This is a genomic window from Pseudomonas sp. NY15463, assembly GCF_048068415.1.
Taxonomy (GTDB): Bacteria; Pseudomonadota; Gammaproteobacteria; order Pseudomonadales; family Pseudomonadaceae; genus Aquipseudomonas; species Aquipseudomonas mosselii_C.
The window spans coordinates 430,721-446,717 of record NZ_JBLUQD010000002.1; the positions used below are offsets into that span (position 1 = coordinate 430,721).

The following is a 15,997-nucleotide window of genomic DNA, read 5'->3' on the forward strand; positions in this document are numbered from 1 at the left end:
TATTTATATTCATTGCGGTGCTCAAAGTTGCGCCGTACATAACAGAGCCGTCTATCCAAATACCGCGAGAATTTCGATTATTACCCAATAAATGCGGCACCTGTGGTGCGGCTCGCGGATTGCACCGAAAAAGTTGCCAAATATTCAAAAGCGACTAGTTTGAGAGTTCGCAGGCAATCCGGGGGCCGCCCCCGAAAGGCATGGAGGTGCCAGCACACAAGGCCTGCGGTAGAGCTGTCGGTATCCTCCAGGAGGGTCGTGAAGGGATATTTCCACCCCTTCATATGGCCATGAACTGATCCATATCAGCGAATGGACAAGGCGTCAGATTTAATCTGATGTCAACTTTCTCCTGGCACGGAGTCGATAAATGTCTGATTCTCCCGGAAAACTCAAACTGGGTGCGCTGGTCGCACTTGTGGTGGGTTCGATGATTGGTGGCGGGATCTTTTCGCTACCACAAAACATGGCCGCCAGTGCGGGTGTCGGCGCCGTGCTGATCGGCTGGGCCATCACTGCGGTGGGCATGCTCACCCTGGCCTTCGTGTTCCAGACCCTGGCCAACCGCAAGCCCGATCTGGACGGTGGGGTGTACGCCTACGCCAAGGCCGGTTTCGGCGACTACATGGGCTTCTCCTCGGCCTGGGGCTACTGGATCAGCGCGTGGCTGGGCAACGTGGGGTATTTCGTCCTGCTGTTCAGCACCCTGGGTTACTTCTTCCCGGTGTTCGGCGAAGGCAACACGCCCGCTGCGGTGATCGGCGCGTCGCTGCTGCTGTGGGCAGTGCATGTTCTGGTACTGCGCGGTATCAAGGAAGCGGCGTTCATCAACCTGGTGACCACCGTGGCCAAGGTCGTGCCGCTGCTGCTGTTCGCCCTGATCTGCCTGTTCGCGTTCAGGCTCGATGTGTTCAGCGCCGACATCTGGGCGCTGGGCACACCGGAGCTGGGCAGCGTGATGAATCAGGTGCGCAACATGATGCTGGTCACCGTCTGGGTGTTCATCGGCATCGAGGGTGCGAGCATATTCTCGTCGCGGGCGGAAAAACGCGCTGACGTGGGCAAGGCCACGGTCATCGGGTTCATCACCGTGCTGCTGTTCCTGGTGCTGGTCAACGTGCTGTCGCTGGGGGTCATGACCCAACCGGAGCTGGCCAAGCTGCAGAACCCCTCGATGGCGGCGGTGCTCGAACATGTGGTGGGTCACTGGGGCGCAGTGCTGATCAGCGTAGGCCTGATCATCTCGCTGCTGGGGGCACTGCTGTCGTGGGTGCTGCTGTGCGCCGAGATCCTCTTCGCCGCCGCCAAGGACCACACCATGCCGGAGTTCCTGCGCCGCGAGAACGCCAACCAGGTGCCGGCCAACGCGCTGTGGCTGACCAACGCGATGGTGCAGATTTTCCTGGTGATCACGCTGTTCTCCAACAGCACCTACCTGTCGCTGATCTACCTCGCCACCTCGATGATTCTGGTGCCCTACCTGTGGTCGGCGGCCTATGCCTTCCTGCTCGCCTGGCGCAGCGAGACGTACGAGCAAGCCTTGGCCGAGCGCAAGAAAGACCTGCTCATCGGCGGCATCGCCCTGCTCTACGCCATCTGGCTGTTGTACGCGGGGGGCGTGAAATACCTGCTGCTCTCGGCGCTGCTCTACGCCCCCGGCGCAATCCTGTTCGCCAAAGCCAAGCGCGAAGTCGGCAAGCCGATCTTCACGCGCCTCGAAAAACTGATCTTCGCCGCTGTGGTGGTGGGCGCCCTGGTGGCTGCCTATGGCCTCTACGACGGCTTCCTGACCCTCTGACCCAAGCTCACTGGAGGAATCGACCATGACCCTTGAGAAACCGCGATACGGCGTCCACTCCGAAGCCGGCAAGCTGCGCAAAGTGATGGTATGCGCCCCAGGCCTTGCGCATAAACGCCTGACCCCAAGCAACTGCGACGAACTGCTGTTCGACGATGTGATCTGGGTTGACCAGGCCAAGCGCGACCACTTCGACTTCGTCACCAAGATGCGCGAGCGCGGCGTGGATGTGCTGGAGATGCACAACCTCCTTACCGACATCGTTCAGCAGCCCGAGGCCCTGAAGTGGATCCTCGACCGCAAGATCACCGATGACACCGTCGGTGTGGGCCTGAAAAACGAAGTGCGCAGCTGGCTCGAAGGCCTCGAACCACGCAAGCTGGCCGAGTTCCTGGTCGGCGGCGTGGCCGGCCAGGACCTGCCGCAGAGCGAAGGCGCCGAGGTGGTCAGGATGTACAACGACTACCTGGGCCACTCCAGCTTCATCCTACCGCCGCTGCCCAACACCCAGTTCACCCGCGACACCACCTGCTGGATCTACGGCGGCGTGACGCTCAATCCGATGTACTGGCCGGCGCGCCGCCAGGAAACCTTGCTGACGACGGCCATCTACAGGTTCCACAAGCAGTTCACCGAAGCAGACTTCCAGGTGTGGTACGGCGACCCGGACAAGGAGCATGGCCAGTCCACTCTCGAAGGCGGCGACGTGATGCCGATCGGCAATGGCATCGTGTTGATCGGCATGGGCGAGCGCAGCTCGCGCCAAGCCATCGGCCAGCTGGCGCGCAACCTGTTCGCCAAGGGGGCAGTCAAGGAGGTCATCGTCGCCGGCCTGCCCAAATCCCGTGCAGCGATGCACCTGGACACTGTGTTCAGCTTCTGCGACCGCGACCTGGTCACGGTCTTCCCCGAGGTGGTCAACGAGATCGTGCCGTTCATCATCCGCCCGGACGAAAGCAAGCCCTACGGCATGGATGTACGCCGCATCAACAAGTCGTTCATCGACGTGGTGGGCGAGCAGTTGGGGGTCAAGCTGCGGGTGGTGGAGACCGGCGGCAACAGCTTCGCTGCCGAACGCGAACAATGGGATGACGGCAACAACGTGGTAGCCCTGGAGCCCGGCGTAGTCATCGGCTACGACCGCAACACCTACACCAACACCCTGCTGCGCAAAGCCGGAATAGAGGTCATCACGATCAGCGCCGGCGAACTGGGCCGGGGCCGGGGCGGCGGCCACTGCATGACCTGCCCGATCATACGCGACCCTATCGACTACTAAAAACAACGCCCATCGTCCCCCGGCCGCACCCACCCGGTAGCGGCCGGGCACCTCACCGAATCCAAGGAGAACCGTCATGGCGTTCAACATCCACAACCGCAACCTGCTAAGCCTCGAACACCACAGCACCCGCGAGCTGAAGTACCTGCTGGACCTGTCCCGCGACCTCAAGCGCGCCAAGTACACCGGCACCGAGCAGCAGCACCTCAAAGGCAACAACATCGCGCTGATCTTCGAGAAGACCTCCACCCGTACCCGCTGCGCCTTCGAGGTCGCCGCGTACGATCAGGGCGCCAACGTGACCTACATCGACCCGAACTCCTCGCAGATCGGTCACAAGGAGAGCATGAAGGACACCGCGCGGGTGCTCGGGCGCATGTACGATGCCATCGAGTATCGCGGCTTCAAGCAGGAGATCGTAGAGGAGTTGGCCAAGTTCGCCGGGGTGCCGGTGTTCAACGGCCTGACCGACGAGTACCACCCCACGCAGATGATCGCTGACGTGCTGACCATGCGCGAGCACAGCGACAAGCCGCTGCACGACATCAGCTACGCCTACCTGGGCGATGCACGCAACAACATGGGCAATTCGCTGCTGCTGATCGGCGCCAAGCTGGGCATGGACGTGCGCATCGCCGCGCCCAAGGATCTGTGGCCACATGATGACTTGGTACAACGCTGCCAGAAATACGCCGAGGAAAGTGGCGCGCGCATCACTCTGACCGAGGATCCGCGTGCAGCGGTCAAGGGTGTGGACTTCATCCACACCGATGTCTGGGTGTCGATGGGCGAGCCGATCGAGGCCTGGGGCGAGCGCATCAAGCTGCTCAAGCCGTATCAGGTGAACAAGGAGCTGATGAAGGCCAGCGGCAACCCGCGCACCAAGTTCATGCACTGCCTGCCGGCATTCCACAACGCCGAGACCAAGGTCGGCAAGCAGATCGCCGAGCAGTACCCGGACCTGGCCAACGGCATCGAGGTGACCGACGACGTGTTCGAGTCGCCGGCCTGCATCGCTTTCGAGCAAGCGGAAAACCGCATGCACACGATCAAGGCGATCCTGGTTTCGACGCTGGCTGACCTTTAACTGAAAGCGGCAAGTTGTGAGCTGTGAGCTGCAAGCTGCAAGAAAAAGCGAGCCCTGCGCCGGCCTGCTCTTGCTTGAAGCTTGAAGCTCGACGCTTGAAGCCTCCAGCTCGCAGCTTGCCCCAACAAGGACATTCCCCATGCGTATCGTTGTTGCATTGGGCGGCAACGCCCTGCTGCGTCGCGGCGAACCACTGACCGCCGCCAACCAGCGCGCCAATATCCGCACCGCCGCCGAACAGATCGCCAAGATCCACCCCGGCAACGAGCTGGTGATCGCCCACGGCAACGGCCCACAGGTCGGCCTGCTGTCGCTCCAAGGCCTGGCCTACAAGCCCGACGAGGCCTATCCGCTGGATGTGCTGGGCGCCGAAACCGAAGGCATGATCGGCTACATGATCGAACAGGAACTGGGCAACCTGCTGGACTTCGAGGTGCCCTTCGCCACCCTGCTGACGCAAGTGGAAGTGGACGCAAACGATCCCGCCTTCAAGGACCCGAGCAAATTCATCGGCCCGGTCTACACCCAGGATGAAGCCGAGCGCCTGGCCAAGGAAAAAGGCTGGGTGGTCAAGCCCGACGGCGCCAAGTACCGCCGCGTGGTGGCCAGCCCCAAACCCAAGCGGATTTTCGAGATCCGCCCGATCCAGTGGCTGCTGGAAAAAAGCAGCATCGTGATTTGCGCAGGTGGCGGTGGCATCCCCACGATGTATGACGAAAACCGCAAGCTCAAGGGTGTCGAGGCAGTGATCGACAAAGACCTGTGCTCGGCCCTGCTGGCCGAACAGCTCGATGCCGACCTTCTGATAATCGCCACTGACGTCGATGCCGCGTACATTGACTTCGGCAAGCCGACCCAACAGGCCATCGCCCAGGCCCATCCTGACGAACTGGAAAAACTCGGCTTCGCTGCTGGCTCCATGGGGCCGAAGGTACAAGCGGCCTGCGACTTTGCCCGCCACACCGGCAAGGTGGCGGTGATCAGCTCGCTGGAGAACATCCAGGACATCGTCAAGGGCACTGCCGGCACCCGTGTCAGCACCGCCAACCCCGGCATAAGCTACCGTTGAATGCGCATCGCCGGTGCTCGACACCGGCCCTTTGAACCTGCGGAGGAATCGCCATGGCCCAGTATCATCCCGGGCATGTCCACATCATGCGCACCGCGCTGAACAACCACGACCACAGCTACGACCTGAACATCGAGTACGAGGCCACATCCGACCCCCAGCAAGGCCGCGGCATCCAGTTCCGCATGCACGGCAGCATCGAGGGCAAGCACGTTGATGAACACTTCTTCCTGGCCAAGGACCAGGTGTTGCCCAGTTTTCTGATGCACTTGAGCCGCAAGGCCCAGGCCTATCTGCCGCCACCGAAGAAGTTCGAGAGCCTGGCCTCGCCGCACAAGCTGTATGACCACATGTTCGAAGACATTCGAAGCAAGCTGGACGTCAAGTCAGGCGACCCGATCAAGCCTGAACATCTGCAGTGATCAGCGCACCCCACGCAGCGCTCACGCCGCTCGTGGGGCAGTCTTGTCCTGCGATTGGGTTTGAACCGCTACCCAGGCATACTGGCGACCTTCACGGCCATAGCCTTCGTCCATGCGCATCCACGTCAGCTTCATCGACCGCGTCGGCATCACCCAGGAAGTCCTGGCGCTGCTCGGTGCCCGCAACCTCAACCTCGATGCCGTGGAAATGGTGCCGCCGAACGTCTACATCGACGCCCCGACCTTGAGCCCTGCCGTGCTCGAAGAGCTGCACGATGCGCTGTTCGAGGTGCGCGGCGTGCAGTCGGTGGAGGTCGTCGACATCCTCCCAGGGCAGCGCCGTCACCTGCAACTCGACGCCCTGCTGGCGGCCATGAGCGACCCGGTGCTGGCGGTCGACAGCGCTGGCAAGGTGCTACTGGCCAACCCCGCGCTGATCGCCCTGTGCGGACGCGAGTCGGCCGGGCGCTCGGTCGATGAGCTGTTCGGCGACCCCGGACTGCTGCAAACCCTGCGTGACAACAACTTCCACCTGCCCATGCGTGAGATGCAGCTCAATGGCCAGAGCCTGCTGCTGGACGCAACGCCGATCACCAACGCCGGCGGCCTGCTGACGCTGTACCCTCCCAAGCGCATGGGCGAACGCCTCTCGGCGCTGCACCACGACCATGCCGAAGGCTTCGATGCCCTGCTTGGCGACTCCCCGGCGATTCGCACCCTCAAGGCACGCGCCCTGCGCGTGGCAGCACTCGACGCGCCGCTGCTGGTGCACGGCGAAACCGGTACCGGCAAGGAGCTGGTGGCCCGCGCCTGCCACGCCATCAGCAGCCGCCAGGGCGCACCGTTCCTGGCCCTGAACTGCGCTGCCCTGCCCGAAAGCCTGGCCGAGAGCGAACTGTTCGGCTACGCCCCCGGCGCCTTCACCGGTGCCCAGCGCGGCGGTAAGCCGGGGCTGATGGAACTGGCCAACCAAGGCACGGTGTTTCTCGACGAAATCGGCGAAATGTCGCCTTACCTGCAAGCCAAGCTGCTGCGTTTTCTGAGCGACGGCAGCTTTCGTCGAGTCGGTGGCGACCGTGAGGTGAAGGTCGATGTGCGGATCATCAGCGCCACCCACCGCGACCTGGAGCGCATGGTCGCCGAAGGCACGTTCCGCGAAGACCTGTTCTACCGCCTCAACGTGCTCAACTTGCAGGTGCCGCCGCTGCGCGAGCGTGGCCAGGACATCCTCATGCTGGCGCACTACTTCATGCAGCAAGCCTGCACGCAAATCCAGCGCCCAGCCTGCCGACTGACCCCGGCAACCCATTCGGCGCTGCTGGCCAACCCCTGGCCGGGCAACGTGCGCCAGTTGCAGAACGTGATCTTCCGTGCCGCCGCGATCTGCGAGGGCAACCTGGTGGACATCGGCGACCTGGACATCGCCGGCACCTCGGTGGCCCGTGGCCAGGACGGCGAGGTGGCGAGCCTGGAGCAGGCGGTGGGGGATTTCGAACGCGAGCTGTTGCAGCGGTTGTATGCCAGCTATCCGTCCACGCGCCTGCTGGCCGGGCGCCTACAGACCTCGCACACCGCCATCGCCCAACGCTTGCGCAAGTACGGGATTGGCGCGAAGGCCTGAAAGCATGCTCTGCCAGCGGGCAATGCTGTGGGCAGCCCTTCGCGGGCAAGCCACCACAGGACTGCGCAAGGCCTGAATCCAACGCTCCCACAGGTCCCTGCTAAATCAACAAGTTATGTGCAGTTCTGTGAGAGCGGCTTCAGCCGCGAACACCGGCGCAGCCGGTGCCATCCATCACATCACGTGCTTCTCGCTGGTCAGACAAGCCGACAAGCACACAATGCCGGTTGTATACAAAAACCCAAAACCCTGCTTACATTATCCCCCTCGCCTACGACACCGGCATTCGCCGCTGCGTATTGCGACAGGCTGAAGCCATGCTATACCCCTATCCCATCGCCGCTGCGCGAACCCTTTTGCCAGTCCCCTGCCGCCATCGTCCAACCCGCTGCACGCCCCTCGCCGGCTGGCCACGCCCGCCGTCGAACTGATCGCACCCGCTGCCCGCCCACGCGCTCCGCGCCTGCACGACATCGAGCCCACTTTCAGCCCCCTGGGGGGCGAGGAACACCCATGCCCAAGACACTCCTGGTCAAGAACGCCGAACTGCTGGTTACCATGGACGGTGAACGCCGTGAAATCCGCCAAGCAGGCCTGTACATCGAAGACAACCTGATCAAACAGGTCGGCCCCAGCGACACCCTGCCGCAACAGGCCGACGTGGTCCTCGACATGGCCGGCAAGGTGGTCATTCCTGGCCTAGTCAACACCCACCACCACATGTACCAGAGCCTCACCCGCGTGGTGCCAGCGGCGCAGGACGGCGAGCTGTTCAACTGGCTGACCCACCTGTATCCGATCTGGTCGCGCCTGACTCCGGAGATGATCGCGGTGTCGACCCAGACCGCCATGGCCGAACTGATACTGTCCGGCTGCACCACCTCCAGCGACCACCTGTACATCTACCCCAACGGCTGCAAGCTCGACGACAGCATTCATGCCGCCGAGGAAATCGGCATGCGCTTTCATGCCGCTCGCGGCAGCATGAGCGTCGGCCGCAGCCAGGGCGGCCTGCCACCGGACGCGGTGGTGGAAAAGGAGAGCGACATCCTCAAAGAGTCGCAGCGCCTGATCGAGGATTACCATGACGCCCGCCACGGCTCGATGCTGCGCGTGGTCGTGGCCCCTTGTTCGCCGTTCTCGGTGAGCCGTGACCTGATGCGTGAAGCCGCCGTGCTGGCGCGCCAGTACGGTGTTTCGCTGCACACCCACCTGGCCGAAAACGTCAACGATATCGCCTACAGCCGCGAGAAATTCGGCATGACCCCGGCAGAGTACGCCGAAGACCTGGGCTGGGTCGGCCACGATGTCTGGCATGCCCATTGCGTACAGCTCGACCAGCACGGCATCGAGCTGTTCGCGCGTACCGGCACCGGCGTCGCCCACTGCCCTTGCTCAAACATGCGCCTGGCTTCGGGCATCGCCCCGGTGCGCAAGATGCGTGAGCAGGGTGTGCCAGTAGGCTTGGGCGTCGATGGCTCGGCCTCCAACGACGGCGCGAGCATGATCGGCGAGGTGCGCCAGGCCCTGCTGCTGCAGCGGGTCGGCTTCGGCCCTGATGCCATGACCGCGCGCGAAGCCCTGGAGATGGCGACCCTGGGGGGCGCCAAGGTGCTTAACCGCAACGATATCGGCGCCCTGGCACCTGGCATGGTGGCCGACTTCGTCGCCTTCGATTTAGGCCAGGTAGCCTACGCCGGAGCACTGCATGATCCCCTCGCGGCCTTGGTGTTCTGCACCCCGACCCACGTGCACACCAGCGTGATCAACGGGCGGGTGGTGGTGCAGGAAGGGCGTATCACCACGGTCGACTTGCCCAGGGTGCTGGAGCGGCACAACCAGCTGGCGTATCAGTTGGTCAATGGTGCCTGATTACGCTGCGACCTGGGCACTCCGAGCGTTTGCCCCAGGTCGCGACCTGCGTGCACAACGCCAGGCCGTACGCCTAACTTTCAGAATTTTCCGAATCCTTCGAGAAACAAGCCCCTCATAGAATGGCCCTCTTTCGCATACCCGGCACGCACGGGTATGCGCCCGCTTTTCCGATACAACAAAGAGCCCACCTGATGCTTGAACTCGATTTCTACGGGACCCTGGTCGCCGCGTCCCTGGTGTTACTGCTGGGCCGTCGCCTGGTCGCACGCGTTGGTTTCCTGCGTGCCTACAACATCCCCGAGCCCGTCGCCGGTGGCTTGCTGGTCGCCCTGGCATTGCTGGCGCTGCGCGGCTTCGACCTCCAGGTGCAGTTCGATACCTCGCTACAGACACCGCTGATGCTGGCGTTCTTCGCCACCATCGGCCTGAGCGCCGACTTCACCAGCCTGAAACAAGGCGGGCGCATCGTCGCCCTGTTCCTGCTGGTGGTCACCGGCCTGCTGCTGGTGCAGAACGCAATGGGCATCGGCCTGGCCACGGCGCTGGGGCTCGATCCGTTGATGGGCCTGCTCGCCGGCTCGATCACGCTGGCCGGCGGCCACGGCACCGGGGCGGCGTGGAGCGCGACGTTCAGCGAGAAGTTCGGCCTGGCCTCGGCATCGGAACTGGCGATGGCATCGGCGACGTTCGGCCTGGTGCTGGGCGGGCTGATCGGCGGGCCGGTCGCCCGCCTGCTGATCAAGCGCGTCAACGCACCGATCACCGAACAAACAGCGCAGAGATTGCCCAAAGGCTTCGAGCAGCCGAACGAGGAGCGTTTGATCACCTCGTTCTCGCTGATCGAGACCTTGGCCCTGATCGCGGTCAGCCTGCTGCTGGGCACACTGCTCAATGGCATGCTCAAAGGCACCGCGTTCGAGCTGCCGACGTTCGTCTGCGTCCTGTTCGTGGGCGTGCTGCTGCGCAATGGCCTTTCCGCCTTCGGCGTGTATCACGTGTTCGAACGGGAGGTGTCTGTGCTGGGCAACGTGAGCTTGTCGCTGTTCCTGGCAATCGCACTGATGTCGCTCAAGCTGTGGGACCTGGCCGCGCTGGCGGTGCCGTTCTTCATGCTGCTGGCGATGCAGACGCTGATCATGGCGCTGTTCGCGGTGTTCGTGACCTTCCGCGTGATGGGCCGCAACTACGATGCGGCGGTACTGGCCGCCGGGCACTGCGGCTTCGGGCTCGGCGCAACCCCCACGGCCATCGCCAACATGCAGGCGGTAACCCAGCGCTACGGGCCGTCGCAGATCGCCTTTCTGGTGGTGCCAATGGTCGGGGCGTTCTTTATCGACATCGTCAACGCCATCGTGATCAAGCTGTACCTGGCCTTGCCGTTCTTCGGCGCGCTCTGAACGATACCCGTTGACTGATGGCCTCGTAGGTTGGAATGTAAATGCAACCTGAACCGGAGCAGTGATTAACATGAAACACTGCTCCGGCTGGATTTTCAGGCAAATTGAAAAACGGCCTCTCACTCAGACCAGCTGGATTTACTCCAGGTTAAACAATGCGTCACCCGCCAGGGTAGAAAGAAACTTTTCAGGCATTTCGAAACCCCGGCAATCCTTGCTCGGCACGCCATTCCTTGATGACCCTGATGAATTCCTCTGGAGAATCCTTGATACCATTTTTGGTGGGAAAGCAGATCAAGTCAGCCCCTAGCGGGTGCTCCACCAGGCGCTCAAATTCAAGCAGTGCTCTGGTGTGTAACTTTTCCGTCGGATAAAGCTGCGCATCCACATAATAGATACCTTTCAGAAACTCCAGAAATTCCCCTTCAGTATAATCTGATATCGTAGACCTCATAAGCCTTTGCTCCCTTTATGTTTCAATAAATGGAATTTTGGAGACAATATTACTAGATTATCTACATCATAGACCGCACCACCGTCTGAGATTCTTACTTCATGATGTATCTCATACTTCCCTCTTTCCCCCACCCATTCGCTCTTTGGCGCAGGCGGTGCCAACCCTGCCTTCATCGACGCAAGCGCCAATCGATCAAACTGAAGAGACAGCACTGGATCCTCAGCAACCAATCGCCAAAATGCCTTTCTGAACGAATTGAAACTACTGAATCTACGCCCCCGCAAATTATTGGCAATTTGAACAGGAACGCCAGCCCCCTTTTCATTCCCCTCCACTAAATATGTGCCATCGACTACCGAGCCGTTACCACTCCCAACTCCCGGTAAATACCGGAGATTCTTGAACACCACATAAAGCGGCGGCAACCCCGAATCCGCCGGGAAGATGATGACGTAATCATCGAACCCGACATCCGCAAGCTCCGGATACTCATCCAGCCGCCCTTCAATGGCCTCAAGCGTCGGGCCTGCGAGAACGCTCGGCGAAGGCGGCGTTACCGGCGAGGTGGTCGAATTGCCTGGTGGCGTGACAGCCGGCGTCCACACCAGAGTACTGGAAACATCATCACCGACCGCTACACTGTAGCCCCCAATCCCGGCATCGAACTGCGCAGCCAATACCCTTACGCTCGGACTGAACCCGGCGAACTGCGTAACGAACAGCTCGGCCTGACCATCGACTTCGCTCCTGAAACCCATCCGCAACGGCAGGTCAACCGCTCCCCGGACCAAAGCGGCAGCCTGAGCCGGGCCGTCGAGTTCAAGCTTCAGGTCCGCCAGCGGCATGCTTAGCAGGTACTTTTCCTGCCGCTCACCGTTGCCAAGGCTGGATGGGTACAACAGCGCCGCGACACCTGCGACAAGAGGTGCCGCCAAGCTACCGCCCAAGCCCGCAATGCCTGCGCGGATCGAGCCCCTAAGCGCAGCCGTCTGCACCGCTACCGATGCGCCTGCGGCGGCAACGATCAGTGGTGCGATAGAGGCTACAGACAGGGCGTGCCTGTATGTGTTGGCAGCACGAATGGCTTGCCGGGCGTTCTCCTCAAGTGACTCGATCTCGGCCTGCTGGATTTTTTGCTCAAGCACCGATATCTGCTCTTCAAGCCTTGCTATCTCAGCCTCTCTCAGCTTCACCTGATAAGCGGCATGCCAAGAGGTGCCGAACTCTCGTAGTGGATCAGTGCCTTTATATTTCTTGCTGTTAACGAAGGGGATGAAATGCCGCAGCTCTTTGTCGAATGGGCTGACCCCATAAAAGCGCGCTGCCTCCGCCCGCTGCTTGTCCATGTCCGATCGTTTGAGCTCAATCAGGCGGGCGCGTACCCTCACACCCGACTTCATCATCTCAAGTGGTTTCGAGCTGCTGAGTTCCAGCTTTTGAATTCGCGCTATTTCCGAGTCCAGATCTACCCCCAGCGTTGATAGTTTCTTGTTGTACTCGTCCAAGGCCGCGCCCTGAATGCTGATCAGTCCGCGGGTCAAGTTCATATAAAACATGTCAAGCTCTCTCGGCCCCAAATCACCCGCAGGCCAGACCAGAGCAGGGCCTGAGCCGGGACCAGGTGGAGGTTGCGCACCTACATATGTGGGTGGCAGATATACTTGCCGGCGTTTCCTGGACATAAACTCCCCCTCAAGTCCAACTTATGGATTCGCGCGACATGCCTTGATTTTGCAACTTAAATGCTTGCCCAACACTAATATACAAACACCAATCAGGGCATGCGCACGGCCAACTCGAACTCTGAACGAAGAAGATAAAGGCGCTCCAGATGGCAGGATTTCTCATGCACACTGACACGACAAGAATATATACATCGCGCTAAGACAGGGATAACTAATCCAGAAAAGAGAAAAAGCCTACACAGAAACCAGTTGATTCTTTAAGATTATTGAAATTTGACAATACCCGCACAAAAAAACATACCAGTTGGTACTGGCCTTCTTCGCCACCATCGACGTGAGCGCGGTCTTCACCTTCCTGGTCGCAGTGACCGAGCTGCTGCCGATGCAGAACGCCATGGGCATCGGCCAAGCCACGGCGCTGGAACTGGATTCACTGATGGGGCTGCTGAGCGGCTGATCACGCCGTTTTCCTTTATCGAAACGTTGGCGCTGATTGCCGTCAGCCTATTGCTCGGGCCCCAGCTCAATGGCCTGCATTCGAACTGCCGACATTCGTTTGCGTGCTGTCCGCCAGCGTCGTGCTGCGCAATGGCGTTTCTGCCTTTGGCGTGTACTACTTGTTCGAACGCGAGGTCTTGGTACTGAGCAATGTCAGCCTGTCGCTGTTCCTGACGATCGCACTGATGTCGCTCAAGCTGCGGGGCCTGGCCGCGCTTGCCTCACCGCTCTTCGGCGCAGCCTGATCCACCTAGCACAGGCAGAAAACGCTGAAGCAATCAGAATGTGTGAAATTTTTGCGAATTAATGAAGGCCATTTGATGTCACAGGAGCGCTTCCTGAAATTTTCTTCATCCGGGTCCCTCCCTTGCCTGCGAGTTCGCGACATGAATATTCTGAATCAGTCCAAGTTTTCCACCAAGTTGCTGGCGGCTTTTACCTTCTGTGCCCTGATTACCCTGGCTGTAGGCAGCCTGGGTATGGTGGGCATCAGTCGATTGGCCGATGCGCTGGCGTTGACCTTTTCCAACAATCTGGTTTCGGTGTCCAACACCAGTGAAACCCTGACCAGCCTGACGGCCCACAACCGCGGGCTTTACCGATTGCTCGATGCACGCGATGGTGGTGTCTCGGAGGCAGACAAGCAGCGGCTTAGCTTGGCAGTCGCGTCAGACCTGGAGCGGATGCAGCAGGTGTTTGCAACGTATCGCGCAACACCTCTGGAGGAGGATGAGCGAGCTGCCGGAGATGAATTCGAGAAGCTCATTCCTGGCTACATCGCAGGTGCCAGCAAGGTCGCAGAACTCATGGCGGCAGGTGATCTAACCGAGGCACGCAATCGCCTCAACCTGCTCGCTAGCGAGGACTTCGCCAAGGCCCGCAGCCTGTTGCGGGTCATGATCGACTCCAACAATCGCCAGATCAAGGAAGGCGCGATTGCAGCTGCCGAACTCAAGTCCAGTTCCGTTGTGATACTGGCAACGGGCGTGATTATCGCGTTTATCGTCGCCATCATCCTGGGCATCCTGATTACCCGGATGATTACCGGTCCCCTGGCCATTGCTGTGGCCAGTGCCCAGCGCATCGCCAAGGGCGACCTGACTCAATCGATCGTTTCCGAGCGTGCTGACGAAGCAGGCCAACTGCTCAATGCGCTGTCCGATATGCAGGGCGGTCTCAAGTACACCATTCAGGAAATCGCCAGTGCTTCGGGACAATTGGCTTCGGCTGCCGAGGAGCTGAGCGCTGTCACCGACGAAAGCACGCGCGGGTTGACGCGCCAGAATGACGAGATCCAGCAGGCTGCCACGGCCGTCAATCAGATGACCGCCGCGGTGGAGGAAGTCGCGCGCAATGCCGTTTCGACCTCCGAAGCCTCGAAAACCGCTACCAACGATGCAGTTCAAGGTCGTGGCCAGGTGGAGCAGACCGTCAAGGGCATCACGACCATGGTCGATGGGATAACCCAGTCGACCGAGGCGGTTGCGCAACTGGCCGGTAATGTGCGGGATATCAGCAAGGTGCTGGAAGTGATACGCAGCATCGCCGAACAGACCAACCTGCTGGCGCTGAACGCGGCCATTGAAGCGGCCCGTGCTGGTGAGCAGGGACGCGGTTTTGCCGTGGTGGCCGATGAGGTAAGGGCCCTGGCCCATCGTACCCAGGCGTCGACTGTAGAAGTCGAAGACATGATCGGTTCTGTCCAGGCCGGTGCCGACGATGCCGTTGCGGCCATGGGCAAGAGCCTGTTGCTGGCCACCCAGACTCAGGAGCAGGCAGAGCGTGCAGGTTCGGCGCTAGTCAAGATTACCGAGGGTGTCGCGACCATCAACGAGCGCAATCTGGTGATTGCTTCGGCGTCCGAAGAGCAGGCCCAGGTAGCTCGCGAAGTGGACCGTAACCTGCTGAACATCCAGGACCTCTCGACCCAAAGCGCAGCGGGTGCCAACCAGACCAGTGCATCGAGTCAGGAGCTTTCGCGTCTGGCCACATCGTTCAACTTGCTGGTGGCCAAGTTTCAGCTTTGACCTTTTGGTACCGATTCAGAAGTAGCCTGGGGCAGGATCACTGATCGTGAGTGAGCCTGCCTTTTTATTCCTGATAACGGCCTCTATTTCTTTCAACCAATTAACTCACGGCTGAGCGTTTTGCCCTCGCACATGTATTGATTTAAATACACCGTATCGAAATCAATACATGCGCGTATGCAGGCGCCTGCGCAAGGGTTTGATCCCCCATCTTTTTTTGTCCCTGCATCATCTGTAGCGATTTCGTTCCAAAACAAAATCACGCCCGCCCGAAAAAAACGTTAACTGTCTGATTTAAAAGGAATTAATAAGGCTGGCCACGTTCTTGCTAGAGAAATCCGAACCAAGCGCGCGGCGCAACCGCGCCACACGCCCTGCATCCCGAGGATTTCCCATGAGCGAGTTGCGTTTCACCGAAGATCACGAATGGCTGCGCGTCGAAGCCGACGGCAGTGTCACCGTGGGCATCACCGCCTATGCCCAGAACGCCTTGGGCGATGTGGTCTACGTGCAACTGCCGGAACTGCAGCATTACGACAAAGGCGCCGAAGCCTCCACCGTGGAGTCGGTCAAGGCCGCCAGCGGCGTTTACATGCCCCTGAACGGTGAAGTGGTCGCGGTCAACGACGGCCTGAACGACAGCCCCGAGCAGGTCAACGAAGACCCACTGGGCGAAGGTTGGTTCTTCCGCTTCATCCCCGCCGATGCCAATGAAGTGACCGCCCTGCTCGACCAGGACGCCTACGACCGCCTGATCAAAGCCAACGACGACGCCTGAGGAA

11 protein-coding genes and 3 pseudogenes are annotated in these 15,997 nt (G+C 60.6%); 12 read left to right on the plus strand and 2 right to left on the minus strand.

Features of this window, described 5'->3' with window-relative positions; translation table 11 throughout:
* Positions 1 to 370: 370 nt before the first annotated feature.
* The 8 genes from arcD to gltS all read left to right on the plus strand — a co-directional run bounded on the left by arcD (position 371) and on the right by gltS (position 10,548).
* Positions 371 to 1,798 (plus strand): arginine-ornithine antiporter, encoded by a 1,428-nt coding sequence (gene arcD / locus ACNFIC_RS06170; RefSeq protein WP_138218797.1) that lies wholly within the window; start codon positions 371 to 373, stop codon positions 1,796 to 1,798.
* A gap of 25 nt (positions 1,799 to 1,823) precedes the next feature.
* Positions 1,824 to 3,077 (plus strand): arginine deiminase, encoded by a 1,254-nt coding sequence (gene arcA / locus ACNFIC_RS06175; RefSeq protein WP_416780363.1) that lies wholly within the window; start codon positions 1,824 to 1,826, stop codon positions 3,075 to 3,077.
* A 76-nt stretch (positions 3,078 to 3,153) separates the two neighbouring features.
* A complete protein-coding gene (locus tag ACNFIC_RS06180; RefSeq protein WP_138218799.1) occupies positions 3,154 to 4,164 on the plus strand; it encodes an ornithine carbamoyltransferase in 1,011 nt (336 codons plus the stop codon).
* A 139-nt stretch (positions 4,165 to 4,303) separates the two neighbouring features.
* Complete coding sequence (gene arcC / locus ACNFIC_RS06185) at positions 4,304 to 5,233, plus strand: carbamate kinase (protein ID WP_138218800.1); 930 nt, start codon at positions 4,304 to 4,306, stop codon at positions 5,231 to 5,233.
* A gap of 53 nt (positions 5,234 to 5,286) precedes the next feature.
* Entirely contained in the window at positions 5,287 to 5,655 is a 369-nt protein-coding gene (locus ACNFIC_RS06190; RefSeq protein WP_138218801.1) for a DUF5064 family protein, read from the plus strand.
* Positions 5,656 to 5,767: 112 nt separating this feature from the next.
* Positions 5,768 to 7,276 (plus strand): sigma-54-dependent transcriptional regulator, encoded by a 1,509-nt coding sequence (locus ACNFIC_RS06195; protein WP_138218802.1) that lies wholly within the window; start codon positions 5,768 to 5,770, stop codon positions 7,274 to 7,276.
* Between the two features lie 513 nt (positions 7,277 to 7,789).
* A complete protein-coding gene (locus ACNFIC_RS06200; RefSeq protein ID WP_138218803.1) occupies positions 7,790 to 9,148 on the plus strand; it encodes an 8-oxoguanine deaminase in 1,359 nt (452 codons plus the stop codon).
* Between the two features lie 194 nt (positions 9,149 to 9,342).
* Entirely contained in the window at positions 9,343 to 10,548 is a 1,206-nt protein-coding gene (gltS, locus tag ACNFIC_RS06205; RefSeq protein ID WP_138218804.1) for a sodium/glutamate symporter, read from the plus strand.
* A gap of 187 nt (positions 10,549 to 10,735) precedes the next feature.
* Here gltS and ACNFIC_RS06210 read toward each other — a convergent pair whose 3' ends face one another.
* On the minus strand, positions 10,736 to 11,002 hold the full coding sequence (locus tag ACNFIC_RS06210) for a bacteriocin immunity protein (protein ID WP_138218805.1): 267 nt from the start codon (positions 11,000 to 11,002) through the stop codon (positions 10,736 to 10,738).
* Positions 10,999 to 12,561: an S-type pyocin domain-containing protein gene (locus ACNFIC_RS06215; protein WP_416780368.1), complete on the minus strand. Its 1,563-nt coding sequence runs from the start codon at positions 12,559 to 12,561 to the stop codon at positions 10,999 to 11,001. The genes ACNFIC_RS06210 and ACNFIC_RS06215 overlap by 4 nt, the downstream gene beginning before the upstream one ends.
* 433 nt (positions 12,562 to 12,994) lie before the next feature.
* Here ACNFIC_RS06215 and ACNFIC_RS06220 point away from each other — a divergent pair.
* From ACNFIC_RS06220 to gcvH, 4 genes and pseudogenes are all read left to right on the plus strand, one after another.
* Positions 12,995 to 13,421: pseudogene (locus ACNFIC_RS06220) on the plus strand (sodium/glutamate symporter); the annotation flags it as partial.
* Between the two features lie 153 nt (positions 13,422 to 13,574).
* A pseudogene (locus tag ACNFIC_RS06225) lies at positions 13,575 to 14,354 on the plus strand (MCP four helix bundle domain-containing protein); the annotation flags it as partial.
* Positions 14,355 to 14,615: 261 nt separating this feature from the next.
* Positions 14,616 to 15,215 (plus strand): annotated as a pseudogene (locus ACNFIC_RS06230) (methyl-accepting chemotaxis protein); the annotation flags it as partial.
* Positions 15,216 to 15,609: 394 nt separating this feature from the next.
* On the plus strand, positions 15,610 to 15,993 hold the full coding sequence (gene gcvH, locus ACNFIC_RS06235; RefSeq protein WP_138218807.1) for a glycine cleavage system protein GcvH: 384 nt from the start codon (positions 15,610 to 15,612) through the stop codon (positions 15,991 to 15,993).
* Positions 15,994 to 15,997 lie beyond the last annotated feature (4 nt).